Origin of the sequence: Streptomyces albidicamelliae, from assembly GCF_025642175.1 — a bacterium.
GTDB lineage: Bacteria > Actinomycetota > Actinomycetes > Streptomycetales > Streptomycetaceae > Streptomyces > Streptomyces albidocamelliae.
The window spans coordinates 3,669,938-3,691,984 of sequence record NZ_CP106795.1; the positions used below are offsets into that span (position 1 = coordinate 3,669,938).

Here is a 22,047-nt window from a genome sequence, read left to right on the forward strand (position 1 = left end):
GGCGCCCGGTACCGGCTCACTCCACCGTCACGGACTTCGCCAGGTTGCGCGGCTGGTCCACCTCGTTGCCGCGGGCGGTGGCCAGTTCGCACGCGAAGACCTGCAGCGGCACCGTGGCCACCAGCGGCTGGAGTAGCGTCGGCGTGGCCGGGATGCGGATCAGGTGGTCGGCGTAGGGGACCACCGCCTCGTCGCCCTCCTCCGCGATCACGATCGTGCGCGCTCCCCGGGCCCGGATCTCCTGGATGTTGGAGACGATCTTGTCGTGCAGGACGGACCGGCCCCGCGGCGACGGCACGACCACCACCACCGGCAGGTCCTCCTCGATCAGCGCGATCGGCCCGTGCTTCAGTTCGCCCGCCGCGAAGCCCTCGGCGTGCATGTAGGCCAGTTCCTTGAGTTTCAGGGCGCCTTCGAGGGCGACCGGGTAGCCCACGTGCCGGCCCAGGAACAGCACCGTGTTCTTCGTGGACAGCGTGCGGGCGAGGGCCCGTACCGGCTCCATCGTCTCCAGGACCCGCTCGACGTCCTCGGAGATCCGGGACAGGTCCCGGATGACGGCCTGGATCTCGTCGCCCCACTTGGTGCCGCGCACCTGGCCGAGGTACAGGGCGACCAGGTAGCAGGCCACCAGCTGGGTCATGAAGGCCTTGGTGGAGGCGACGGCGACCTCCGGGCCGGCGTGCGTGTACAGCACCGCGTCCGACTCGCGGGGGATCGTCGAGCCGTTGGTGTTGCAGATCGCCAGCACCTTGGAACCCTGCTCGCGGGCGTGCCGCAGCGCCATCAGGGTGTCCATGGTCTCGCCGGACTGGGAGATGGCGATCACCAGCGACTGCCCGTCCAGGATCGGGTCCCGGTAGCGGAACTCGCTGGCCAGCTCCACCTCGCACGGGATGCGCGTCCAGTGTTCGATGGCGTACTTGGCGATCAGGCCGGCGTGGAAGGCCGTACCGCAGGCGACGATGACGACCTTGTCGAGCTCGCGCAGCTCGGAGGGGCTGATCCGCACCTCGTCCAGGGTGAGCGAGCCGGACGGGTCGATCCGCCCGAGCAGGGTGTCGGCGACCGCCTTGGGCTGCTCGGCGATCTCCTTCAGCATGAAGTAGTCGTAGCCGCCCTTCTCCGCGGCGGAGGCGTCCCAGTCCACGTGGTACGAGCGGGTCTCGGCCGGACGCCCGTCGAAGCCCGTCACCGTCACGCCGTCGCGGCGCAGCTCCACCACCTGGTCCTGGCCCAGCTCGATCGCGGACCGCGTGTGCGCGATGAACGCGGCGACGTCGGACGCCAGGAACGCCTCGCCCTCGCCGACGCCGACCACGAGCGGGGAGTTCCGCCGGGCGCCGACCACCACGTCCGGTTCGTCGGCGTGCACCGCGACCAGGGTGAACGCGCCCTCCAGCCGGCGGCACACCAGCCGCATCGCCTCCGCCAGGTCGGCGGCCCCGGAGAACTCCTCGGCCAGCAGGTGGGCGACCACCTCCGTGTCCGTCTCGGAGGTCAGCTCGTGGCCCCGCTCGGCCAGTTCCGCCCGCAGCACCGCGAAGTTCTCGATGATGCCGTTGTGCACCACGGCGACCCGGCCCGCGTTGTCCAGGTGCGGATGCGCGTTCGCGTCCGTCGGGCCGCCGTGCGTGGCCCAGCGCGTGTGGCCGAGGCCCGTGGAACCGGTCGGCAGCGGCCGTTCGACCAGTTCCTTCTCCAGATTGACCAGCTTCCCGGCCTTCTTCGCCGCGGCCATACCGCCGTCCGCGAGCACGGCGACACCCGCCGAGTCGTACCCCCGGTACTCCAGCCGCTTCAGCCCGGCCATCACGACATCGAGCGCCGACTGCGACCCTACGTATCCCACGATTCCGCACATGTGCGGCAGCCTACGACCCGGGATCGTTCCGAACAGGCCCCTCCCTGCCCGAAATCGGAAATTCCCGCCGTCGTACGAAGGGCCCGCGGCGGGCTCGCACGGCGTGACGGACCCCACCCGCCGTCCTGTTCAAACTCCGTTAACAATGGACTGTGATCTCACCGGTTTCGATGCCCCGGAGCGCCCACCGGCAAAGGCCGGAGGCGACTCCCTACGTCGACCTCACCCGTGCCGAGTGGAGCGCGCTGCGCGACAAGACACCGCTGCCGCTCACCGCCGAGGAGGTGGAGAAGCTCCGCGGTCTGGGCGACGTCATCGACCTCGACGAGGTGCGGGACATCTACCTCCCGCTCTCCCGGCTCCTCAACCTCTACGTGGGCGCCACCGACGGCCTGCGGGGCGCGCTCAACACCTTCCTCGGCGAGCAGGGCACCCAGTCCGGCACCCCGTTCGTCATAGGGGTCGCCGGCTCCGTGGCCGTGGGGAAGTCCACCGTGGCGCGACTGCTGCAGGCCCTGCTCTCCCGCTGGCCCGAGCACCCGCGCGTGGAGCTGGTCACGACGGACGGCTTCCTGCTGCCCACCAAGGAGCTGGAGGCCCGCGGCCTGATGTCGCGGAAGGGGTTCCCCGAGTCCTACGACCGCCGGGCCCTCACCCGCTTCGTCGCCGACATCAAGGCCGGCAAGGGCGAGGTGTCCGCGCCCGTCTACTCCCACCTGATCTACGACATCGTGCCGGGCGAGAAGCTCACCGTGCGCCGCCCGGACATCCTGATCGTCGAGGGCCTGAACGTCCTCCAGCCCGCCCTGCCCGGCAAGGACGGCCGCACCCGCGTCGGTCTCGCCGACTACTTCGACTTCAGCGTGTACGTCGACGCCAGCGGCGAGGACATCGAGAGCTGGTACCTCAGCCGCTTCAAGAAGCTGCGCCGGACCGCCTTCCAGAACCCCAACTCGTACTTCCGCAAGTACACCCAGGTCTCCGAGGAGGAGGCCCTCGACTACGCCCGCACGCTCTGGCGCACGATCAACAAGCCCAACCTGGTGGAGAACATCGCCCCCACCCGCGGCCGGGCCACCCTGATCGTCCGCAAGGGCGCGGACCACAAGGTCCAGCGGCTGAGGCTGCGCAAGCTGTAGCGGGCCGCCGGCATCCGGAACGGAAACGGGGAACCGCCGCGGGCCGCGGACGAACCGCGGCCCGGCAGCGGTTCCCCGCTCCTTCGCTCCGGACCTAGCCGAGGGCCGACTTCACGACGTCGGCCAGCCGCCCGGCCACCGACCGGGCCTGCTCGATGTCGGCCGCCTCGACCATGACCCGCACCAGCGGCTCGGTGCCCGACGGCCGCAGCAGGACCCGCCCGGTCTCGCCCAGCTCCCGCTCCGCCTCGGTGACGGCGGCGGCGAGGTCGGCGGAGGTCCGCACACGGGACTTGTCCACGTCGGGGACGTTGATCAGCACCTGCGGCAGCCGCTCCATCACGGAGGCCAGGTCCCGCAGCGTACGGCCGGTCTCGGCGACCCGCGCCGCCAGCAGCAGGCCGGTCAGCGTGCCGTCACCGGTCGTCGCGTGGTCGAGGATGATGACGTGCCCGGACTGCTCGCCGCCCAGGGCGTAGCCGTGCTCCTTCATCTCCTCCAGCACGTACCGGTCGCCGACGGCGGTCTGCACGAACCGGATGCCCTCGCGCTCCATCGCCAGCTTGAAGCCCAGGTTGGACATCACCGTGGCGACGACCGTGTCGGCCCGCAGGGCGGAGCGCTCCCGCATCGACAGCGCGAGCACGGCGAGGATCTGGTCGCCGTCGACCTCCTCACCGGTGTGGTCCACGGCCAGGCAGCGGTCCGCGTCACCGTCGTGCGCGACGCCGAAGTGCGCACCGTGCTCGATGACGGCGGCCTTCAGCTTGTCCAGGTGGGTCGAACCGCACCCGGCGTTGATGTTGAGCCCGTCCGGCTCGGCGCCGATCGTGACGACCTCGGCACCCGCCCGGGAGAACGCCTCCGGCGAGACCCCCGAGGCCGCGCCGTGCGCTTCGTCCAGGACGATCTTCAGTCCGTCGAGCCGGTTGGGCAGCGCCGACAGCAGGTGCGTGACGTACTGCTCGAAGCCCTCGCCGTACGTCCGCACCCGGCCGACCCCGGCGCCCGTCGGCCGCTGCCAGGGCTCGCCGTGCCGGTGGGACTCGTACACCGCCTCGATCCGGTCCTCCAGATCGTCGGCGAGTTTGTGGCCGCCGCGGGCGAAGAACTTGATGCCGTTGTCCGGCATGGCGTTGTGGCTGGCGGAGAGCATCACACCGAGGTCGGCGCCGAGCGCGCCGGTGAGGTGGGCGACGGCCGGCGTCGGCAGCACGCCGACGCTGAGGACGTCCACGCCCGCACTGGCGAGGCCCGCGACCACGGCGGCCTCCAGGAACTCCCCGGACGCACGCGGGTCCCGTCCGACCACCGCCGTCGGCTTGTGGCCCTCGAAGGTACCCGCCTCGGCCAGCACGTGCGCCGCCGCGACGGACAGGCCGAGCGCCATCTCGGCCGTCAGATCCGCGTTGGCGACACCGCGCACGCCGTCCGTACCGAAGAGTCGTCCCACTTGTCCTCCTGAGGAAGCGTCCTTGCTGCCGGAATGATGGCAGACGCCATGAGATCCGATCACACAAGCCTTTGAGCGTCTTGTGTCGTTATACGCCCTTGACGGGGATAAACGAACGCCCCGGCGGCACAAGTGGCGTGCCGCCGGGGCGTTCGGAGTACGAGCAGGCAGCTGCTGTTTAGCGCTTGCTGTACTGCGGGGCCTTGCGGGCCTTCTTCAGACCGGCCTTCTTGCGCTCGACCGCACGGTCGTCGCGCTTGAGGAAGCCGGCCTTCTTCAGCGGGCCGCGGTTGTTGTCGACGTCGGCCTCGTTCAGGGCGCGGGCGACACCGAGACGGAGCGCACCGGCCTGACCGGAGACACCGCCACCGGCGATGCGGGCGACGACGTCGTAACGACCCTCGAGCTCGAGCACCTTGAAGGGCTCGTTGACTTCCTGCTGGTGCACCTTGTTCGGGAAGTAGTCCTCGAGGGTGCGACCGTTGATCTTCCACTTGCCGGTGCCCGGAACGATCCGGACGCGGGCGATGGCGTTCTTGCGGCGACCCAGGCCGGCGGCCGGCTGGGGCTCGCCGAAGCGGGAGGCCATGGACTCCGAGGTGTACTCGCCCTCGACGGGGACCTCGGACTCAGTGGTGTAGCTGTCGATGTCGACGAGCTCGGTCTCTTCGAGCGGCTGCTCGGCAGTGGTCTCGGCCACGGTTATTCCTCAGATTCTCTTGGCTTGGTTTGGTCTGGCCGGTGTTACTGCGCGACCTGGGTGATCTCGAACGGCTGCGGCTGCTGCGCGCCGTGCGGGTGCTGGTCACCCTTGTAGACCTTCAGCTTCGAGAGCATCTGACGGCCCAGCGTGTTCTTGGGGAGCATGCCCTTGACGGCCTTCTCGATGGCCTTCTCGGGGTTCTTGTCGAGGAGCTCGTCGTAACGGACGGAGCGCAGACCACCCGGGTAGCCGGAGTGGCGGTACGCCATCTTCTGGGTCCGCTTGTTGCCGGACAGGTGCACCTTGTCCGCGTTGATGATGATGACGAAGTCACCAGCGTCGACGTGGGGGGCGTAGATCGGCTTGTGCTTGCCCCGGAGAAGGGTCGCTGCGGTGGTGGCGAGACGACCCAGGACGACGTCCTGAGCGTCGATGACGTGCCACTGGCGCGTCACATCGCCGGGCTTGGGGCTGTACGTACGCACGGTTCGTAGCCTTCGCTTCGAGTGAATGGTCCTGAACAGGTCACCGAAACGATCACGACAGCCTCGACCGCACTGCGGTGACGCAACCGCGTGCTGATCGCTGGTCATCGGCCCGGTGGACCGGTGTAAGGGCCCGTCCCGTGAGAATGAGCAAGCCAATACACAACGAAGAAGTAGGTTACCTGGGCAGCCCCGGAAGGGTCAAAACGAGTCCCCACGACACCGCGTCCGGGGACAAAGGTGGCACTCCGGCGGACGCGCGCCTGCATCCCGCGCCCCCCGTCTAAGATGCGCCCCATGAGTTACGGGCAGGGGGGTCCCCAGTCTCAGTGGGATCCCTGGAAACCTAATTCCCAGCAGCAGCCGTGGAACAGCGGAAGCGACGACGGGACTCCTGACTGGGCCGCACTCGCGGAGGCCTCGGAGACGCGCAACAAGCGCCGCCGGGTGCTGTTCATCGGCGGTGGCGTGCTGGCCACGGTCGCGATCGGCACCGCCGTCGCGATGGCCGTCGTCTCCGCGAACGACGACAATCCGACCGCGGGCCCCAGCAACCTGCCCGCCAGCGCCTCGCTGCCCTCCTCGGGCGGTGCCGCCCCGTCCTTCGAGCCCACCAGCGCCCCGCCGCCGCTGGACCCGAAGGACTTCATATCCAGCGCCAAGAAGGACACCGCCCCGCTCAGCCCCGACACCCTCTTCCCGGGCACCCGGCTGACCATGGGCGACGTCGTCTACAAGAAGGGCGCCACGGCCGACACCAAGAACTGCGCCTCCGCGGCCGGCGGCACTCTGCCGAAGGTCCTGACGGCCAACGGCTGCACCCGCCTGATGCGTGTGACCTACAGCACCGACGGCATCGCGGTCACCGTCGGCGTCGCCGTCTTCGACGACGCGGCCCGGGCCACGAAGGCCAAGGCCCAGGCGAGCGGCAAGAAGAGCCTGGTCAACGCGTTGTCCGGCAAGGGCGTCAAGAACTTCTGCGACGCCGCGATCTGCCGCACCACCACGAACGCCTACGGCCGCTACGCCTACTTCACGATCAGCGGCTTCACCAACGGCAAGAACGTCACCACGAAGGACACCAAGGTCTTCCGCACCGGCAACGACCTGGCGCAGTTCACCGTGAACCAGATCCACCGCCGCGGTCAGGCCCAGGCCTCCGCGGCGGCGAACCGGTAGCTCAGCAGCACCCCGCCGACGGAAGCGAGCGCTTGTTCCGCGCCTCCTTGTTGCGCGCGGCGAGCAGTTCGTCGGCGGGGTAGCCGACCTCCTCCAGGGTCAGCCCGTGCGGTCGTACGACATGCACGGCGGAGTCCCGGACACCGGCGGCCAGCACCTTCCCGGGCCACTCCGGCCCGCGGTGCCCGTCCCCGACGAACAGCAGGGCGCCGATCAGCGAGCGCACCATGTTGTGGCAGAACGCGTCCGCCCGGACCGTCGCCGTGATCACACCGTCCGCCCCGCGCACCAGGCTCAGCTCCTGGAGGGTGCGGATGGTGGTCGCCCCCTCCCGCTTCTTGCAGTACGCGGCGAAGTCGTGCTCGCCGACGAGCGCCCGGGCCGCCTCGTTCATGGCGGCCACGTCGAGCGGCCAGTCGTGCCAGAGGACGTGACCGCGCAGCAGCGGGTCGACGCCCCCGGGGTTGTCCGTCACCCGGTACGCGTACCGCCGCCAGATCGCCGAGAACCGGGCGTTGAAGCCCGCAGGCGCCTCGCTGAGCCGCCAGACCCGCACATCCTTCGACAGCCGCCCGGCGAGCCGCTTCAGCAGCTTCTCCCGGTGCTCCGCCCACAGCTCGGCCGGCAGGTCGACGTGTGCCACCTGCCCGCGCGCGTGGACGCCCGCGTCGGTCCGCCCGGCGACGGTCAGCTCGTACGTCTGCTTCGACCGGGTCACCGTGCGCAGTGCGTCCTCGATCTCGCCCTGCACGGTCCGCCGGCCGCCGGCCTGCTTGGCCCAGCCGTGGAAGTCGCCGCCGTCGTAGGACAGGTCGAGGCGGACGCGGACATGACCGGGCTGTACTTCGTCACTCACGTGGGAATCCTCTCAGGGCCGTGCCCCTCGAAAAGCCGTGCCCTTCGGAGAACGGGAAAGCGGGCCCGCCCCGAAGGGCGGACCCGCTTCCCGTGTCAGGCAGAGCCTCAGGCGTCCTTGGACTCCTCGGCCGGAGCCTCGGTGGCGTCCTCGGCCTTGGTGTCCTCGACCTTGGCCTCGTCGGCCTCCTTGACCGCACGCTTGGTGGCGGCCTCGGCCTCACCGACGGCCTTCTGCTGCACCGTCAGCGCCTCGACCAGCTCGATGACGGCCATGGGCGCGTTGTCGCCACGGCGGTTACCGATCTTGGTGATGCGGGTGTAGCCACCGGGACGGTTCTCGTAGCGCGGGCCGATCTCGGTGAAGAGCGTGTGGACGATGCTCTTGTCCGTGATGACCTGGAGCACCTGACGGCGGTTGTGAAGGTCGCCCTTCTTCGCCTTGGTGACCAGACGCTCGGCGTACGGGCGCAGGCGGCGGGCCTTCGCCTCGGTGGTGGTGATACGGCCGTGCTCGAAGAGGCTCTTCGCCAGGTTCGCGAGGAGCAGCTTCTCGTGCGCGGCGCTGCCGCCCAGACGGGCACCCTTGGTGGGCTTCGGCATGGTTCTTCTCCTGTGTGTCTGCCCCGGCCGTGTCAGGTACCGGGGTCAGTATCCGAGCAGACGGTTGTCTGTCGGAGATCCGGGGCTCCTCGGAGCCCCGGAGCTGAGACACGCTCAGTACCGGATCAGTACTGCTCGGTCTCCACGAAACCCGCGTCCGCGTCGTCGTCGGCGCCGAAGGCGTCGGCGGCGGCGGTCGGGTCGAATCCGGGCGGGCTGTCCTTCAGGGCCAGGCCCATGCCGGCCAGCTTCGCCTTGACCTCGTCGATGGACTTCGCACCGAAGTTGCGGATGTCCAGGAGGTCGGCCTCGGAACGAGCCACGAGCTCACCCACGGAGTGGATGCCCTCGCGCTTGAGGCAGTTGTACGACCGAACGGTGAGCTCCAGCTCCTCGATCGGCAGCGCCAGGTCGGCGGCCAGGGCGGCGTCCGTGGGGGACGGGCCCATGTCGATGCCCTCGGCGTCGATGTTCAGCTCGCGGGCGAGACCGAACAGCTCGACCAGGGTCTTGCCGGCCGACGCCATGGCGTCACGCGGACGCATGGCCTGCTTCGTCTCGACGTCGACGATCAGCTTGTCGAAGTCGGTCCGCTGCTCGACACGCGTGGCCTCGACCTTGTACGTGACCTTCAGCACCGGCGAGTAGATGGAGTCGACCGGGATACGGCCGATCTCCTGGCCCGCCTGCTTGTTCTGCACGGCGGAGACGTAGCCGCGACCGCGCTCGACGGTCAGCTCCATCTCCAGCTTGCCCTTGCCGTTGAGCGTGGCGAGGACGAGGTCGGGGTTGTGCACCTCGACACCGGCCGGGGGCGCGATGTCGGCGGCGGTGACCAGACCCGGGCCCTGCTTGCGCAGGTACATCACGACCGGCTCGTCGTGCTCCGAGGAGACGACCAGCTGCTTGATGTTGAGGATCAGGTCGGTGACGTCCTCCTTGACGCCCGGCACGGTGGTGAACTCGTGCAGCACGCCGTCGATCCGGATCGAGGTGACGGCGGCACCCGGGATCGACGACAGGAGGGTACGGCGGAGCGAGTTGCCGAGGGTGTAGCCGAAGCCCGGCTCCAGCGGCTCGATCACGAACCGGGAGCGGAACTCGTCGACGACCTCTTCGGTCAACGAGGGGCGCTGAGCGATCAGCATGTGTGAATCAGATCCTTCAATCGTGGACGCCCGCTATTTGACGTCCGACGGTGACCGCACCCATGACAGGTGCGGGTACTGCAAGGGTACGGGCGGTACGACCTCTTGCGAGGTGGTACCGCCCGGAATCCCGTGCCTGCCGTGCGTCAGACGCGACGACGCTTCGGCGGACGGCAGCCGTTGTGCGGGGTCGGGGTGACGTCCTGGATGGAGCCGACCTCGAGGCCCGTGGCCTGCAGGGAGCGGATCGCGGTCTCACGACCGGAGCCCGGGCCCTTGACGAACACGTCGACCTTGCGCATGCCGTGCTCCTGGGCGCGGCGGGCAGCCGACTCGGCGGCCATCTGCGCGGCGAACGGCGTGGACTTCCGGGAGCCCTTGAAGCCGACGTGGCCGGCGGAGGCCCAGGAGATCACGTTGCCGGACGGGTCCGTGATCGACACGATCGTGTTGTTGAACGTGCTCTTGATGTGCGCGTGGCCGTGAGCGACGTTCTTCTTTTCCTTGCGGCGCACCTTCTTGGCAGCGCCCTGACGTCCCTTGGGGGGCATCTACTAACTCCTACGGGAGGTGGTCGGTCCTACAGCGAAGACCGTGGACAGATGTCCGCTGCGGACTACTTCTTGCCCGGCTTCTTCTTGCCGGCGATGGCGCGACGCGGGCCCTTGCGGGTACGAGCGTTGGTGCTGGTGCGCTGACCGCGGACGGGCAGACCGCGACGGTGACGGAGACCCTGGTAGCAACCGATCTCGACCTTGCGGCGGATGTCGGCCTGGATCTCGCGACGGAGGTCACCCTCGGTCTTGATGTTGTTGTCGACGTACTCGCGGATCGCGACCAGCTGCTCTTCGCTGAGGTCACGGACGCGAGTGTTCGGGTCGATACCGGTCTCGGCCAGCGTCTGCTGGGAGAGGGTCCGGCCGATGCCGAACACGTAGGTGAGGGCGACCTCCACGCGCTTTTCGCGCGGGATGTCAACACCGGAAACGCGTGCCATTCAATGGCTCCTGGTGAATCTTCGGAGGTCTTCCACAGAACCGGCTCCCGGCCGCCGTACCAGGTACGAACCGGGTCCTCGGCCTCCGAACCGAGGGTGTCGAGCCGATGGCTCGGGCTCTGCGTATGAACATATTCAGCTTGCGTCGCGCGAATCTCTGCGATGGATGCAGAGGGATCGGTCGTGCGTCAGCCCTGGCGCTGCTTGTGGCGCGGGTTGTCGCAGATGACCATGACCCGACCGTGACGGCGGATCACCCTGCACTTGTCGCAGATCTTCTTGACGCTCGGCTTGACCTTCATTGGTGAGGTTCTCCGGGTCAGTGCCACCGCACCGGAAGACTCCGGGGCGCGGGCAAGATCTACTTGTACCGGTAGACGATCCGGCCACGCGTCAGGTCGTAAGGAGACAGCTCCACCACGACCCGGTCGTCAGGGAGGATGCGGATGTAGTGCATACGCATCTTGCCGCTGATGTGTGCCAGGACCTGGTGGCCGTTCTGGAGCTCGACCTTGAACATGGCGTTCGGCAGAGACTCGACGACAGTGCCCTCGATCTCGATGGCACCTTGCTTCTTGGCCACGCTTCGCCCTTCGAATCGACTACCTTGATCGACTCTCGGGCATTTCCCTGGAATTCCCTTACGGGCGCATGCGGACATGCGGGTGCACGAGAGCCGACGAGTCAGTCTACGTCGGCGCACCCGGAAAGGCGAATCGAGGAAGTCTGCCCCATCGGGGTGATCCCTAAGCGGGACACCGCTCCCCGGAGGCGGCCGGACTAGGCCAGCGGGTCGGCGGCGGTCGTCACGCCGTACTCCGCGAGCTTGGCCTTTCCGCCGTCGGGGGCGGTCAGCACCAGCGGGCCTTCTTCGGTGAGGGCGACCGAGTGCTCCCAGTGCGAGGACCAGGTGCCGTCCGTCGTGATGACGGTCCAGTCGTCCTCGAGGACCTCGGTGCGCGGGGTGCCGAGCGACACCATCGGCTCGATCGCCAGGCAGAAGCCGGGGACCAGCTTGGGACCCTTGCCCCGGCGGCGGTCGACGTAGTTCAGCAGGTGCGGGTCCATGTGCATCTCGGTGCCGATGCCGTGGCCGCCGTAGTCCTCGATGATGCCGTAGCGGCCGCCGCCGGGCTTCGGCTGGCGGCGGATGTACGTCTCGACCGCCCGGGAGATGTCGACCAGGCGGTTGCCCTGCTTCATGGCCGCGATGCCGGCCCACATCGACTCCTCGGTCACCCGGGAGAGCTCGACCAGCTCCGGGGCGTGACCGGACCCGACGAACGCCGTGTACGCGGCGTCGCCGTGCCAGCCGTCGACGATCGCGCCGCAGTCGATGGAGATGATGTCGCCGTCCTTGAGGACGACGTCGTCGGAGGGGATGCCGTGCACGACCACGTCGTTGACCGAGGTGCAGATCGTCGCCGGGAAACCGCCGTAACCCAGGAAGTTCGACTTCGCGCCGTGCTCGGCCAGCACCTTGCGGGCGACCTCGTCCAGGTCCTTGGTGCTGGCGCCCGGGACCGCGGCCTCACGCGTGGCCGCGTGGATGGCGGCGACGACCAGGCCCGCCGCACGCATCTTGGCGATCTGCTCGGGGGTCTTGATCTGCACCATGGGGGCCTGCGCTCTCCGTCACCTGGGGGTCGACTGGGTTACCTGTACAACACTACGGCCGCGGCGCCCGGGGAGGGCACCGCGGCCGGAAGGACCGCGATCTACTTGTTCTCGGCCTTCTCGCGCTTGAGTGCCTCCAGCGCCCGCTGCGTGATCTCGTCCACGGGCCCCAGGGAGGAGATCGTCACGACCAGGCCCTGCGCCTTGTAGTAGTCGATGATCGGCTCGGTCTGCGTGTGGTAGACCTCCAGCCGCTTGCGGACCGTCTCCTCGGTGTCGTCGTCGCGCTGGTACAGCTCGCCGCCGCAGACGTCGCAGACGCCCTCCTGCTTCGGCGGGCTGTACGTCACGTGGAAGACGTGCGAGGAGTCGTTGCGGCAGATGCGCCGGCCGGCGATCCGCTTGACGACCTCGTCCTCGGGGACCTCGAGGTCCAGGACCGCGTCCAGCGTGATGCCCTCGGACTCCAGCAGCTGGTCCAGAGCCTCGGCCTGCGACACGTTCCGGGGGAAGCCGTCCAGCAGGAAGCCGTTCTCCGCGTCCGGCTGCTCCATGCGGTCCTTGGCCATCGCGATGGTGACCTCGTCGGGCACCAGGTTGCCGGCGTCCATGTAGGACTTCGCGAGCTTGCCCAGCTCGGTCTGGCGGCTGATGTTGGCCCGGAAAAGGTCGCCGGTGGAGATGTGCGGGACGCCCAGCTTCTCTGCGAGCCGGACGGCTTGCGTTCCCTTACCGGCACCAGGCGGCCCGACGAGGACGATACGCATCAGCGGAGGAACCCTTCGTAATTGCGCTGCTGGAGCTGGCTCTCGATCTGCTTCACCGTCTCGAGGCCGACACCCACGATGATCAGGATGCTGGTCCCGCCGAAGGGGAAGTTCTGGCTTGCCCCGAAGCCCACCAACGCCATTGTCGGTACGAGAGCGATCAGACCCAGATACAGCGAACCCGGCCAGGTGATCCGGTTGAGCACGTAGCTGAGGTACTCAGCGGTCGGTCGGCCAGCCCGGATGCCCGGGATGAAGCCACCATACTTCTTCATGTTGTCGGCGACTTCCTCGGGGTTGAAGGAGATCGCCACATAGAAGAACGCGAAGAAAACGATGAGCAAGAAGTACGAAGTGATGTAAATCGGGTGGTCGCCCTTGGTCAGATTCTGCTCGACCCAGGTCTTCCAGCCCGACTTGCCTCCCGCGAACTGCGCCACGAGTGCCGGAATGTAGAGCAGCGAGGAGGCGAAGATGACGGGAATCACACCCGCCTGGTTCACCTTGAGCGGGATGTACGTGGAGGTTCCGCCGTAGGAACGGCGGCCGATCATGCGCTTCGCGTACTGCACCGGGATGCGGCGCTGGGCCTGCTCGACGAAGACGACGAGCGCGACCATGACCAGGCCGACCAGGATCACGGTGCCGAACTCGATCCAGCCGCCGGCCAGGGTGCCCTGCTTCTTGATGGCCCACAGGGCGGAGGGGAACGTCGCGGCGATCGAGATGAACATCAGGATCGACATGCCGTTGCCGATGCCGCGGTCGGTGACCAGCTCACCGAGCCACATCACGACGGCCGTACCGGCGGTCATGCAGATCACCATGGTGATCGTCGTGAAGATCGCCTGGTCCGGGACGATGCTCGTGGCGACCGAGCAGCCGTTGAAGAGCGCGCCGCTGCGGGCGGTGGCCACCAGACCGGTGCCCTGGAGGATGGCGAGGGCCACCGTCAGGTAGCGGGTGTACTGCGTGATCTTCGCCGTACCCGCCTGGCCCTCCTTCTTCAGGGCTTCCAGGCGCGGGATGACCACGGTCAGCAGCTGAAGGATGATGCTGGCCGTGATGTACGGCATGATGCCGAGCGCGAAGACCGTGATCTGCAGCAGCGCACCGCCGCTGAACATGTTCACGAGGCCGAACAGGCCCTGGTTGCCCGACGCCTCGGTCACACACTGCTGGACGGCCTTGTAGTTGACGCCGGGGATCGGAATGTGGGTACCGACCCGGTAGACCACGATGATGGCCAGCGTGAAGAGCAGCTTCTTGCGCAGGTCGGGCGTCTTGAACGCCCGGGCGAACGCGGTGAGCACGGTGCCTCCTGCGACCCCCGCGCAACTGCGTCAAGGGTGACGGTCTTGAAGTTCGACGAATAGATAACGGTCAACTGCCGCTCAGGGTGCCCCATCGGAGGCACCCATCGAAAGTGGGCAGTGCAGGCCACCTTACCGGCGAGAGCACCGCCCTAGGAACGACCGACCGGGGATACCCCATTTGTGGGGTATCCCCGGTCGGGATCGCTCACGTCATCGAGAAGTCCGAGGGACTCAGACCAGCTCGGTGACCGTACCGCCGGCGGCGGTGATCTTCTCCTTGGCGGAGCCGGAGACGGCGTCGACCGTCACCTGCAGCGCCACGGAGATCTCGCCCTGGCCGAGCACCTTGACGAGGCTGTTCTTGCGAACGGCACCCTTGGCCACCAGACCCTCGACGGTGACCTCGCCACCCTCGGGGTAGAGCGCGGCCAGCTTGTCGAGGTTCACGACCTGGAACTCGGTCTTGAACGGGTTCTTGAAGCCCTTCAGCTTCGGAAGGCGCATGTGGAGGGGCATCTGGCCACCCTCGAAGCGCTCCGGAACCTGGTAACGGGCCTTCGTACCCTTCGTACCACGACCGGCCGTCTTACCCTTCGACGCCTCACCACGACCCACACGGGTCTTGGCGGTCTTGGCGCCCGGGGCGGGACGGAGGTTGTGGATCTTGAGCGGGTTCTGCTCCGCCATGATCAGTCGACCTCCTCGACCGTCACGAGGTGGCGGACGGTGTGCACCATGCCGCGGAACTCGGGGCGGTCCTCCTTGACGACCTGCGTGTTGATGCCCTTGAGACCAAGGGAGCGCAGGGTGTCACGGTGGTTCTGCTTGCTGCCGATGTAGGACTTGACCTGCGTGATCTTGAGCTGAGCCATTACGCAGCACCAGCCCCGGCACGCGCGCGCAGCAGAGCCGCGGGGGCGACGTCCTCGAGCGGCAGACCACGGCGGGCCGCGATCTCCTCGGGACGCTGCAGGCCCTTCAGGGCCTCCACGGTCGCGTGCACGATGTTGATCGCGTTCGACGAGCCGAGCGACTTCGACAGCACGTCGTGGATACCGGCGCACTCGAGCACGGCGCGCACCGGACCACCGGCGATAACACCGGTACCCGGGGACGCGGGCTTGAGCAGCACGACGCCGGCAGCCTTCTCACCCGTGATCGGGTGCGGGATGGTGCCCTGGATACGGGGGACCTTGAAGAAGTGCTTCTTGGCCTCCTCCACACCCTTGGCGATGGCGGCCGGCACCTCCTTGGCCTTGCCGTAACCGACACCCACGGTGCCGTCACCGTCGCCCACCACGACCAGCGCGGTGAAGCTGAAGCGACGACCACCCTTCACAACCTTGGCGACGCGGTTGATCGCGACGACGCGCTCAACGTACGCGGTCTTCTCGGCGGCAGCAGCGCCGCCGTCACGGCCCTTCCGGTCCCGCCGCTCGCCGCCACCGGCACCGCCACCGCGGCGCTGGGGTCCAGCCATTGGAATTACCTCTCTCTGTTTCCGCTAGCTACGGCAGGCTCAGAACTTGAGCCCGGCTTCGCGGGCGGCGTCCGCCAGGGCGGCGATGCGCCCGGCGTACTGGTTGCCACCACGGTCGAACACGACAGCCTCGACACCGGCGGCCTTGGCACGCTCGGCGACCAGGGCGCCGACCTGCTTGGCCTGCGAGGACTTGTCGCCCTCGCCACCGCGGACGGACGCGTCCAGAGTGGACGCGGACGCCAGGGTGTGGCCCTTGAGGTCGTCGATCACCTGCGCCACGATGTGGCGGTTGGAGCGGGTAACGACCAGACGGGGACGCTCCGCCGTACCGGAAAGGTTCTTGCGAATCCGGATGTGACGGCGCTTGATCGCGGCGCGCTTGTAGGCGTCGCCCTTGAGGATCTTCTGTCCGTATGCCATGGCTTACTTACCCGCCTTTCCGACCTTGCGGCGGATGACTTCGCCCTCGTACTTGACGCCCTTGGCCTTGTACGGGTCGGGCTTGCGCAGCTTGCGGATGTTGGCCGCAACCTCGCCGACCTTCTGCTTGTCGATGCCCTCGACCTGGAAGCGGGTCGGGGTCTCCACCTTGAAGGTGATGCCCTCGGGCGCCTCGACGACGATCGGGTGGCTGTAGCCGAGCGCGAACTCGAGGTTCGAGCCCTTGGCCGTCACGCGGTAACCGACACCGCTGATCTCGAGCTTCTTCACGTAACCCTGGGTCACGCCGGTGATCATGTTCGCCACCAGCGTGCGGGACAGGCCGTGGAGGGCCTTGTTCTGACGCTCGTCGTTCGGACGGGTGACGTTGAGCACGCCGTCCTCACCCTTGACGATGTCGATCGGCGCGACGACGGTGTGGGTCAGCGAGCCCTTGGGGCCCTTGACCGAGACCGTACGGCCGTCGATGGTGACGTCCACGCCGGCGGGAACCGTGATGGGGAGCTTGCCAATACGCGACATAGCTGTTTCCTCCGTTCCCTTCCGCTACCAGACGTAGGCGAGGACTTCCCCACCCACGCCCTTCTTGCCGGCCTGCTTGTCGGTGAGGAGCCCGTGCGACGTGGAGATGATCGCCACGCCGAGGCCGCCCAGCACCTTCGGCAGGTTGGTGGACTTCGCGTACACCCGGAGACCGGGCTTGGAGATCCGCTTGATGCCCGCGATGGAGCGCTCACGGTTCGGGCCGAACTTCAGCTCGAGGACGAGGTTCTTGCCGACCTCGGCGTCCTCGACCTTCCAGCCCGTGATGAAGCCCTCCTGCTGGAGGATCTCCGCGATGTGCGACTTGATCTTCGATGCCGGCATCGTCACGGAGTCGTGGTATGCCGAGTTCGCGTTCCGCAGACGCGTAAGCATGTCTGCGATCGGATCAGTCATGGTCATGAATTGGCCTTCGGCCTCTCTCGCCGGGGTTTCCTGGTGCGCCATCCCTCTCCCCGATCCGAGACGGGGCGGGTGCGGCGCGGTGGACCTACGGCGTAGTAAGTCGTACGGGCGCGGCAGACGCCCAACCCCACAAGCCTACGGCATGTGGAGAAGGGCCCCTGCCGACCCAGATGCTTACCGAGAGCTCCGGAAATCCCTGATTAGGGGGATTACCAGGAGCTCTTGGTCACGCCCGGCAGCTCGCCACGGTGAGCCATCTCACGAAGGCACACGCGGCAGAGGCCGAACTTGCGGTACACGGAGTGCGGACGGCCGCAGCGCTGGCAGCGCGTGTAGCCACGCACACCGAACTTGGGCTTGCGAGCAGCCTTGGCAATCAGAGCCTTCTTCGCCATCTCGCTCACGCCTCCTTGAACGGGAAGCCGAGGTGACGAAGGAGCGCGCGGCCCTCAGCGTCGTTGGTCGCCGTGGTGACCACGGTGATGTCCATGCCCCGGGTACGGTCGATCTTGTCCTGGTCGATCTCGTGGAACATGACCTGCTCCGTGAGACCGAAGGTGTAGTTGCCACGGCCGTCGAACTGCTTGGGGGACAGGCCGCGGAAGTCGCGGATGCGCGGGAGCGCGAGCGACAGGGTGCGGTCCAGGAACTCCCACATGCGGTCGCCACGGAGCGTGACGTGGGCACCGATCGGCTGGCCCTCACGCAGCTTGAACTGCGCGATGGACTTGCGGGCCTTGGTGACCTGCGGCTTCTGGCCGGTGATCGTGGAGAGGTCGCGGATGGCACCCTCGATCAGCTTGGAGTCGCGGGCGGCGTCGCCCACACCCATGTTGACCACGATCTTGACGAGGCCGGGGATCTGCATGACGTTCTCGTACTTGAACTCGTCACGCAGCTTGCCCGCGATCTCCTCGCGGTACTTCTGCTTCAGACGCGGAGTGGTGGTGGTAGCCATCAGATGTCCTCACCCGTCCGCTTGGCAACGCGGATCTTGTTGCCTTCGTCGTCGAAGCGGTAACCGACACGCGTGACGACCTTGTTGCCGTCCTTCTCAACGACCAGCTGGACGTTGGAGACGTGGATCGGCGCCTCGGTCGTGACGATGCCGCCGGCCTGCGAACCGCGAGCGGTCGGACCGGCCTTGGTGTGCTTCTTGACCCGGTTGACACCCTCGACCAGGACGCGGTCCTCGCGGGGGTAGGCCGCGATGACCTTGCCCTGCTTGCCCTTGTCCTTACCGGTGATGACCTGGACCAGGTCGCCCTTCTTGATCTTCATGCTTACAGCACCTCCGGCGCGAGCGAGATGATCTTCATGAACTTCTTCTCGCGCAGCTCACGGCCGACCGGGCCGAAGATACGGGTGCCGCGAGGGTCGCCGTCGTTCTTCAGAATGACGGCGGCGTTCTCGTCGAAGCGGATGTACGAGCCGTCCGGACGGCGGCGCTCCTTGACGGTGCGAACGATGACCGCCTTGACGACGTCACCCTTCTTCACGTTGCCGCCGGGGATCGCGTCCTTGACGGTGGCGACGATGACGTCACCGATGCCCGCGTAGCGGCGACCGGAGCCACCGAGCACACGGATGCAAAGGATCTCCTTCGCACCAGTGTTGTCGGCGACGCGCAGTCGCGACTCCTGCTGGATCACGTCTATCTCCTGATCGTCTGCCGGTTCCCGGCAGGGGCCTCAGATCGAGGACCCCTGCCGAGCCTGGCGGAACTGACCTGCGGGTTTGCCCGCAGGAATTACTTGGCCTTCTCGAGGATCTCGACGACGCGCCAGCGCTTCGTCGCGGACAGCGGCCGGGTCTCCATGAGGAGGACGCGGTCGCCGACACCCGCGGCGTTCTGCTCGTCGTGTGCCTTGAGCTTGTTGGTACGGCGGATGACCTTGCCGTACAGCGCGTGCTTCACACGGTCCTCGACGGCGACGACGACGGTCTTGTCCATCTTGTCGCTGACGACCAGACCCTCACGGGTCTTACGGAAGCCACGGGCCTCAGTGTTCTCAGTCACGTTGCTCTCGCTCATCAGGCGCTCTCCACCGTCTCGATGCCCAGCTCGCGCTCACGCATCAGGGTGTAGATCCGCGCGATGTCCTTACGGACGGCCTTCAGCCGACCGTGGTTCTCGAGCTGACCGGTCGCCGCCTGGAAGCGGAGGTTGAACAGCTCTTCCTTGGCCTCGCGGAGCTTGCCCAGAAGCTCCTCGTTGCCCAGCTCGCGCAGCTCGGACGCCTTGGTACCGGCCGACATCACGCTTCACCTGCCTCGCGCTTGACGATCCGGCACTTCATCGGCAGCTTGTGGGCCGCGCGAAGGAGCGCCTCACGGGCGATCTTCTCGTTGGGGTACGACAGCTCGAACATCACGCGTCCGGGCTTCACGTTGGCGATCCACCACTCCGGCGAACCCTTACCGGAACCCATGCGGGTCTCGGCAGGCTTCTTGGTGAGGGGACGGTCCGGGTAGATGTTGATCCAGACCTTGCCACCACGCTTGATGTGACGCGTCATGGCGATACGAGCGGCCTCGATCTGACGGTTCGTCACATACGCCGGGGTCAGCGCCTGGATGCCGTACTCGCCGAACGCAACCTGCGTTCCACCCTTGGACATACCGCTGCGCTTCGGGTGGTGCTGCTTGCGGTGCTTGACCCTACGGGGGATCAGCATTTCGGTCAGGCCTCCGTTCCGGTGCTCTCAGCCGGAGCGGACGCGGGAGCCTCGGCCTTGGGGGCCTCGGCGCCGGCAGCCTGCTGCGGCTTGCGACCGCGCCGCTCGCCACCACGGCCACCACGGGCCGGGCGGTCTGCACCGCCACGGGCCGGGCGGTTACCCGCACGGGCCGCAGCGTTCTCGGCGCGGACCTCGGCGATGTTCTTCACGTCGCCCTTGTAGATCCAGACCTTCACACCGATGCGGCCGAAGGTCGTCTTGGCCTCGAAGAAGCCGTAGTCCACGTTCGCACGGAGCGTGTGCAGGGGCACACGGCCCTCGCGGTAGAACTCCGAGCGGGACATCTCGGCGCCACCGAGGCGGCCGCCGCACTGGATCTTGATGCCCTTGGCGCCGGCCTTCATCGCCGACTGCATGCTCTTACGCATGGCGCGGCGGAAGGAGACGCGGGAGGAGAGCTGCTCGGCAACGGCCTGAGCAACCAGCTGAGCGTCGGTCTCGGGGTTCTTGACCTCGAGGATGTTCAGCTGGACCTGCTTGCCCGTGAGCTTCTCGAGGTCACCGCGGATGCGGTCGGCCTCGGCGCCACGGCGGCCGATGACGATGCCCGGACGAGCGGTGTGGATGTCCACCCGCACGCGGTCACGGGTGCGCTCGATCTCCACCTTCGAGATACCGGCGCGCTCCATGCCGGACGTCATCATCCGACGGATGGCGACGTCTTCCTTGACGTAGTCCTTGTACAGCTTGTCGGCGTACCACCGGGACTTGAAGTCCGTGGTGACACCGAGCCGGAACCCATGCGGGTTAACCTTCTGGCCCATTACCGGGTTCCTTCCTTGCTGCTGACGACCACGGTGATGTGGCTGGTCCGCTTGCGGATCCGGTAGGCACGGCCCTGGGCACGCGGTCGGAACCGCTTCAGGGTCGGGCCCTCGTCGACGTACGCCTCGGAGATGAAGAGGCTGTCGGCGTCGGTGTGGTCGTAGTTGTGCGCGGCGTTGGCGATGGCGCTGTCGAGCACCTTGCCGACGGGCACGGAGGCGGCCTGCGGAGCGAATCGCAGGACCGCCTGAGCCTCCGTGGCATCCATGCCACGGATAAGGTCCACCACGCGGCGGGCCTTCATGGGCGTAACGCGGATGTACCGCGCCTGGGCCCTGGCTTCCATGGTTGTCCCTCTCAGTTACTTACGTGTCTGAATGCGATCCGCGGTTAGCGGCGCTTCGACTTCCGGTCGTCCTTGACGTGACCCCGGAAGGTGCGCGTCGGCGAGAACTCGCCGAGCTTGTGACCGACCATCGACTCGGTGACGAACACCGGGATGTGGGTCTTGCCGTTGTGCACCGCGAGCGTGTGGCCGAGCATGGCCGGGACGATCATGGAGCGGCGGGACCAGGTCTTGATGACGTTCTTGGTGCCGGCTTCGTTCTGGGCGTCCACCTTCTTGATCAGGTGGTCGTCGACGAAGGGCCCCTTCTTCAGGCTACGAGGCATCTCAACCCGTCCTTAGCGCTTCTTGTTCGTCTTGCGGCGGCGGACGATGTACTTGTTCGACGCCTTCTTGGGCGAACGAGTACGGCCTTCCTTCTTGCCCCACGGGGACACAGGGTGGCGACCACCGGAGGTCCGGCCCTCACCACCACCGTGCGGGTGGTCAACCGGGTTCATCACGACACCACGGACGGTCGGGCGAACGCCCAGCCACCGCTTACGGCCGGCCTTACCCCAGTTGATGTTGCTCTGCTCGGCGTTGCCGACCTCGCCGATGGTGGCGCGGCAGCGGACGTCGACCAGGCGGATCTCACCGGACGGCATGCGGAGGTGGGCCATCGAGCCCTCCTTCGCGAGCAGCTGCACGGAGGCACCCGCGGAGCGGGCGAACTTGGCACCGCCACCGGGACGGAGCTCGATCGCGTGGATCGTGGTACCGACCGGGATGTTGCGGAGGGCCAGGTTGTTGCCCGGCTTGATGTCGGCCCCGGGACCGTTCTCGACGCGGTCACCCTGCTGCAGGTTGCGCGGGGCGAGGATGTAGCGCTTCTCGCCGTCGGCGTAGTGCAGCAGCGCGATGCGCGCGGTGCGGTTGGGGTCGTACTCGATGTGCGCGACCTTCGCCGGCACGCCGTCCTTGTCGTGACGACGGAAGTCGATCACGCGGTAGGCGCGCTTGTGTCCGCCACCCTGGTGGCGAACGGTCACACGACCGGCGTTGTTACGGCCGCCCTTGCTGTGCAGGGGGCGGACCAGCGACTTCTCCGGCGTGGACCGCGTGACCTCGACGAAGTCGGCGACGCTGGCGCCACGACGGCCCGGCGTAGTCGGCTTGTACTTGCGGATTCCCATTTCTCAGTCCTCGTCCGATATC

33 protein-coding genes are annotated in these 22,047 nt (G+C 67.5%); 2 read left to right on the plus strand and 31 right to left on the minus strand.

Translation table 11 applies throughout. From position 1 onward, the window contains the following. Window positions 1-16 precede the first annotated feature (16 nt). Window positions 17-1,864, minus strand: a complete 1,848-nt coding sequence (gene glmS / locus N8I86_RS16820; RefSeq protein WP_073901418.1) for a glutamine--fructose-6-phosphate transaminase (isomerizing) — start codon at window positions 1,862-1,864, stop codon at window positions 17-19. A 152-nt stretch (window positions 1,865-2,016) separates the two neighbouring features. On the opposite strand from glmS, the gene coaA reads away from it, so the two are divergent. Further along, a complete protein-coding gene (coaA, locus tag N8I86_RS16825; RefSeq protein WP_107423867.1) occupies window positions 2,017-3,003 on the plus strand; it encodes a type I pantothenate kinase in 987 nt (328 codons plus the stop codon). 94 nt (window positions 3,004-3,097) lie between these two features. On the opposite strand, the gene glmM is transcribed toward coaA, so the two are convergent. From glmM to rplM, 3 genes are all read right to left on the minus strand, one after another. Next, window positions 3,098-4,456 (minus strand): phosphoglucosamine mutase, encoded by a 1,359-nt coding sequence (gene glmM, locus N8I86_RS16830; protein WP_073901422.1) that lies wholly within the window; start codon window positions 4,454-4,456, stop codon window positions 3,098-3,100. 178 nt (window positions 4,457-4,634) lie between these two features. Continuing rightward, window positions 4,635-5,156: a 30S ribosomal protein S9 gene (gene rpsI / locus N8I86_RS16835; RefSeq protein WP_123437604.1), complete on the minus strand. Its 522-nt coding sequence runs from the start codon at window positions 5,154-5,156 to the stop codon at window positions 4,635-4,637. A 44-nt stretch (window positions 5,157-5,200) separates the two neighbouring features. Further along, a complete protein-coding gene (gene rplM / locus N8I86_RS16840; protein WP_033308956.1) occupies window positions 5,201-5,644 on the minus strand; it encodes a 50S ribosomal protein L13 in 444 nt (147 codons plus the stop codon). Between the two features lie 297 nt (window positions 5,645-5,941). Between rplM and N8I86_RS16845 the strand changes: the two genes are divergently transcribed. Next, complete coding sequence (locus N8I86_RS16845) at window positions 5,942-6,823, plus strand: Rossmann-fold NAD(P)-binding domain-containing protein (protein WP_263278144.1); 882 nt, start codon at window positions 5,942-5,944, stop codon at window positions 6,821-6,823. 1 nt (window position 6,824) lies between these two features. Here N8I86_RS16845 and truA read toward each other — a convergent pair whose 3' ends face one another. The 27 genes from truA to rplB form a co-directional block, all read right to left on the minus strand. After that, window positions 6,825-7,679 (minus strand): tRNA pseudouridine(38-40) synthase TruA, encoded by an 855-nt coding sequence (gene truA, locus N8I86_RS16850; RefSeq protein ID WP_073901428.1) that lies wholly within the window; start codon window positions 7,677-7,679, stop codon window positions 6,825-6,827. Between the two features lie 107 nt (window positions 7,680-7,786). Continuing rightward, entirely contained in the window at window positions 7,787-8,281 is a 495-nt protein-coding gene (rplQ, locus tag N8I86_RS16855) for a 50S ribosomal protein L17 (protein ID WP_263278145.1), read from the minus strand. 125 nt (window positions 8,282-8,406) lie between these two features. Further along, entirely contained in the window at window positions 8,407-9,429 is a 1,023-nt protein-coding gene (locus N8I86_RS16860; RefSeq protein ID WP_024755423.1) for a DNA-directed RNA polymerase subunit alpha, read from the minus strand. Between the two features lie 146 nt (window positions 9,430-9,575). Beyond that, window positions 9,576-9,980: a 30S ribosomal protein S11 gene (gene rpsK / locus N8I86_RS16865; protein ID WP_003956432.1), complete on the minus strand. Its 405-nt coding sequence runs from the start codon at window positions 9,978-9,980 to the stop codon at window positions 9,576-9,578. A gap of 65 nt (window positions 9,981-10,045) precedes the next feature. Continuing rightward, window positions 10,046-10,426, minus strand: coding sequence for a 30S ribosomal protein S13 (rpsM, locus tag N8I86_RS16870; RefSeq protein WP_020135802.1), 381 nt, complete (start codon window positions 10,424-10,426; stop codon window positions 10,046-10,048). A gap of 188 nt (window positions 10,427-10,614) precedes the next feature. Next, window positions 10,615-10,728: a 50S ribosomal protein L36 gene (rpmJ, locus tag N8I86_RS16875; protein ID WP_003974245.1), complete on the minus strand. Its 114-nt coding sequence runs from the start codon at window positions 10,726-10,728 to the stop codon at window positions 10,615-10,617. A 59-nt stretch (window positions 10,729-10,787) separates the two neighbouring features. Next, complete coding sequence (gene infA / locus N8I86_RS16880; protein WP_003948620.1) at window positions 10,788-11,009, minus strand: translation initiation factor IF-1; 222 nt, start codon at window positions 11,007-11,009, stop codon at window positions 10,788-10,790. A gap of 197 nt (window positions 11,010-11,206) precedes the next feature. Further along, window positions 11,207-12,043 (minus strand): type I methionyl aminopeptidase, encoded by an 837-nt coding sequence (map, locus tag N8I86_RS16885; RefSeq protein WP_073901431.1) that lies wholly within the window; start codon window positions 12,041-12,043, stop codon window positions 11,207-11,209. 101 nt (window positions 12,044-12,144) lie between these two features. Then, a complete protein-coding gene (locus N8I86_RS16890) occupies window positions 12,145-12,810 on the minus strand; it encodes an adenylate kinase (protein WP_073901433.1) in 666 nt (221 codons plus the stop codon). Beyond that, window positions 12,810-14,123 carry a preprotein translocase subunit SecY gene (secY, locus tag N8I86_RS16895; protein WP_073901435.1) on the minus strand — a complete coding sequence of 438 codons (1,314 nt, stop codon included), beginning with the start codon at window positions 14,121-14,123 and terminating at the stop codon, window positions 12,810-12,812. The genes N8I86_RS16890 and secY overlap by 1 nt, the downstream gene beginning before the upstream one ends. A 234-nt stretch (window positions 14,124-14,357) precedes the next feature. Then, a complete protein-coding gene (rplO, locus tag N8I86_RS16900) occupies window positions 14,358-14,813 on the minus strand; it encodes a 50S ribosomal protein L15 (RefSeq protein WP_023547373.1) in 456 nt (151 codons plus the stop codon). Window positions 14,814-14,815: 2 nt separating this feature from the next. Then, a complete protein-coding gene (rpmD, locus tag N8I86_RS16905) occupies window positions 14,816-14,998 on the minus strand; it encodes a 50S ribosomal protein L30 (RefSeq protein ID WP_003974250.1) in 183 nt (60 codons plus the stop codon). Then, window positions 14,998-15,606 (minus strand): 30S ribosomal protein S5, encoded by a 609-nt coding sequence (gene rpsE / locus N8I86_RS16910; protein ID WP_030671799.1) that lies wholly within the window; start codon window positions 15,604-15,606, stop codon window positions 14,998-15,000. Before rpsE ends, rpmD begins: the two co-directional genes overlap by 1 nt. A 39-nt stretch (window positions 15,607-15,645) precedes the next feature. Next, window positions 15,646-16,029: a 50S ribosomal protein L18 gene (gene rplR / locus N8I86_RS16915; protein WP_073901437.1), complete on the minus strand. Its 384-nt coding sequence runs from the start codon at window positions 16,027-16,029 to the stop codon at window positions 15,646-15,648. A gap of 3 nt (window positions 16,030-16,032) precedes the next feature. Beyond that, window positions 16,033-16,572: a 50S ribosomal protein L6 gene (gene rplF / locus N8I86_RS16920; protein ID WP_071373346.1), complete on the minus strand. Its 540-nt coding sequence runs from the start codon at window positions 16,570-16,572 to the stop codon at window positions 16,033-16,035. Window positions 16,573-16,596: 24 nt separating this feature from the next. Further along, complete coding sequence (gene rpsH, locus N8I86_RS16925) at window positions 16,597-16,995, minus strand: 30S ribosomal protein S8 (RefSeq protein WP_007384075.1); 399 nt, start codon at window positions 16,993-16,995, stop codon at window positions 16,597-16,599. Between the two features lie 212 nt (window positions 16,996-17,207). Continuing rightward, window positions 17,208-17,393, minus strand: coding sequence for a type Z 30S ribosomal protein S14 (locus N8I86_RS16930; RefSeq protein WP_003948630.1), 186 nt, complete (start codon window positions 17,391-17,393; stop codon window positions 17,208-17,210). A 5-nt stretch (window positions 17,394-17,398) separates the two neighbouring features. Further along, window positions 17,399-17,956 (minus strand): 50S ribosomal protein L5, encoded by a 558-nt coding sequence (gene rplE, locus N8I86_RS16935; RefSeq protein WP_066995712.1) that lies wholly within the window; start codon window positions 17,954-17,956, stop codon window positions 17,399-17,401. Beyond that, window positions 17,956-18,279: a 50S ribosomal protein L24 gene (rplX, locus tag N8I86_RS16940; RefSeq protein ID WP_030671805.1), complete on the minus strand. Its 324-nt coding sequence runs from the start codon at window positions 18,277-18,279 to the stop codon at window positions 17,956-17,958. Before rplX ends, rplE begins: the two co-directional genes overlap by 1 nt. 2 nt (window positions 18,280-18,281) lie before the next feature. Next, window positions 18,282-18,650, minus strand: a complete 369-nt coding sequence (gene rplN / locus N8I86_RS16945; protein ID WP_003998823.1) for a 50S ribosomal protein L14 — start codon at window positions 18,648-18,650, stop codon at window positions 18,282-18,284. 98 nt (window positions 18,651-18,748) lie between these two features. Further along, a complete protein-coding gene (rpsQ, locus tag N8I86_RS16950) occupies window positions 18,749-19,033 on the minus strand; it encodes a 30S ribosomal protein S17 (protein WP_014674375.1) in 285 nt (94 codons plus the stop codon). Continuing rightward, a complete protein-coding gene (gene rpmC / locus N8I86_RS16955) occupies window positions 19,033-19,257 on the minus strand; it encodes a 50S ribosomal protein L29 (protein ID WP_030174543.1) in 225 nt (74 codons plus the stop codon). The genes rpsQ and rpmC overlap by 1 nt, the downstream gene beginning before the upstream one ends. Further along, entirely contained in the window at window positions 19,257-19,676 is a 420-nt protein-coding gene (rplP, locus tag N8I86_RS16960; protein ID WP_073901439.1) for a 50S ribosomal protein L16, read from the minus strand. Before rplP ends, rpmC begins: the two co-directional genes overlap by 1 nt. A 5-nt stretch (window positions 19,677-19,681) precedes the next feature. Continuing rightward, the gene (rpsC, locus tag N8I86_RS16965) at window positions 19,682-20,503 is read right to left on the minus strand and encodes a 30S ribosomal protein S3 (protein WP_003998826.1); all 822 of its coding nucleotides are present in this window, start codon (window positions 20,501-20,503) and stop codon (window positions 19,682-19,684) included. Continuing rightward, window positions 20,503-20,850, minus strand: coding sequence for a 50S ribosomal protein L22 (rplV, locus tag N8I86_RS16970; protein ID WP_003974262.1), 348 nt, complete (start codon window positions 20,848-20,850; stop codon window positions 20,503-20,505). The genes rpsC and rplV overlap by 1 nt, the downstream gene beginning before the upstream one ends. Window positions 20,851-20,894: 44 nt before the next feature. Next, the gene (gene rpsS, locus N8I86_RS16975; RefSeq protein ID WP_003992359.1) at window positions 20,895-21,176 is read right to left on the minus strand and encodes a 30S ribosomal protein S19; all 282 of its coding nucleotides are present in this window, start codon (window positions 21,174-21,176) and stop codon (window positions 20,895-20,897) included. Window positions 21,177-21,188: 12 nt separating this feature from the next. After that, on the minus strand, window positions 21,189-22,025 hold the full coding sequence (rplB, locus tag N8I86_RS16980; protein WP_031167077.1) for a 50S ribosomal protein L2: 837 nt from the start codon (window positions 22,023-22,025) through the stop codon (window positions 21,189-21,191). Window positions 22,026-22,047: the final 22 nt, after the last annotated feature.

Excerpts from the sequence above, each read along its gene's own strand:
- glmS (WP_073901418.1), bottom strand. The coding sequence starts at position 1,864 with ATGTGCGGAATCGTGGGATACGTAGGGTCGCAGTCGGCGCTCGATGTC.
- N8I86_RS16845 (WP_263278144.1), top strand. The coding sequence starts at position 5,942 with ATGAGTTACGGGCAGGGGGGTCCCCAGTCTCAGTGGGATCCCTGGAAA.
- rplQ (WP_263278145.1), bottom strand. The coding sequence starts at position 8,281 with ATGCCGAAGCCCACCAAGGGTGCCCGTCTGGGCGGCAGCGCCGCGCAC.
- N8I86_RS16860 (WP_024755423.1), bottom strand. The coding sequence starts at position 9,429 with ATGCTGATCGCTCAGCGCCCCTCGTTGACCGAAGAGGTCGTCGACGAG.
- rpsK (WP_003956432.1), bottom strand. The coding sequence starts at position 9,980 with ATGCCCCCCAAGGGACGTCAGGGCGCTGCCAAGAAGGTGCGCCGCAAG.
- rpsM (WP_020135802.1), bottom strand. The coding sequence starts at position 10,426 with ATGGCACGCGTTTCCGGTGTTGACATCCCGCGCGAAAAGCGCGTGGAG.
- rpmJ (WP_003974245.1), bottom strand. The coding sequence starts at position 10,728 with ATGAAGGTCAAGCCGAGCGTCAAGAAGATCTGCGACAAGTGCAGGGTG.
- map (WP_073901431.1), bottom strand. The coding sequence starts at position 12,043 with ATGGTGCAGATCAAGACCCCCGAGCAGATCGCCAAGATGCGTGCGGCG.
- N8I86_RS16890 (WP_073901433.1), bottom strand. The coding sequence starts at position 12,810 with ATGCGTATCGTCCTCGTCGGGCCGCCTGGTGCCGGTAAGGGAACGCAA.
- rplO (WP_023547373.1), bottom strand. The coding sequence starts at position 14,813 with ATGGCGGAGCAGAACCCGCTCAAGATCCACAACCTCCGTCCCGCCCCG.
- rpmD (WP_003974250.1), bottom strand. The coding sequence starts at position 14,998 with ATGGCTCAGCTCAAGATCACGCAGGTCAAGTCCTACATCGGCAGCAAG.
- rpsE (WP_030671799.1), bottom strand. The coding sequence starts at position 15,606 with ATGGCTGGACCCCAGCGCCGCGGTGGCGGTGCCGGTGGCGGCGAGCGG.
- rplR (WP_073901437.1), bottom strand. The coding sequence starts at position 16,029 with ATGGCATACGGACAGAAGATCCTCAAGGGCGACGCCTACAAGCGCGCC.
- rplF (WP_071373346.1), bottom strand. The coding sequence starts at position 16,572 with ATGTCGCGTATTGGCAAGCTCCCCATCACGGTTCCCGCCGGCGTGGAC.
- rpsH (WP_007384075.1), bottom strand. The coding sequence starts at position 16,995 with ATGACCATGACTGATCCGATCGCAGACATGCTTACGCGTCTGCGGAAC.
- N8I86_RS16930 (WP_003948630.1), bottom strand. The coding sequence starts at position 17,393 with ATGGCGAAGAAGGCTCTGATTGCCAAGGCTGCTCGCAAGCCCAAGTTC.
- rplE (WP_066995712.1), bottom strand. The coding sequence starts at position 17,956 with ATGGCTACCACCACCACTCCGCGTCTGAAGCAGAAGTACCGCGAGGAG.
- rplX (WP_030671805.1), bottom strand. The coding sequence starts at position 18,279 with ATGAAGATCAAGAAGGGCGACCTGGTCCAGGTCATCACCGGTAAGGAC.
- rpsQ (WP_014674375.1), bottom strand. The coding sequence starts at position 19,033 with ATGAGCGAGAGCAACGTGACTGAGAACACTGAGGCCCGTGGCTTCCGT.
- rpmC (WP_030174543.1), bottom strand. The coding sequence starts at position 19,257 with ATGTCGGCCGGTACCAAGGCGTCCGAGCTGCGCGAGCTGGGCAACGAG.
- rplP (WP_073901439.1), bottom strand. The coding sequence starts at position 19,676 with ATGCTGATCCCCCGTAGGGTCAAGCACCGCAAGCAGCACCACCCGAAG.
- rpsC (WP_003998826.1), bottom strand. The coding sequence starts at position 20,503 with ATGGGCCAGAAGGTTAACCCGCATGGGTTCCGGCTCGGTGTCACCACG.
- rplV (WP_003974262.1), bottom strand. The coding sequence starts at position 20,850 with ATGGAAGCCAGGGCCCAGGCGCGGTACATCCGCGTTACGCCCATGAAG.
- rpsS (WP_003992359.1), bottom strand. The coding sequence starts at position 21,176 with ATGCCTCGTAGCCTGAAGAAGGGGCCCTTCGTCGACGACCACCTGATC.
- rplB (WP_031167077.1), bottom strand. The coding sequence starts at position 22,025 with ATGGGAATCCGCAAGTACAAGCCGACTACGCCGGGCCGTCGTGGCGCC.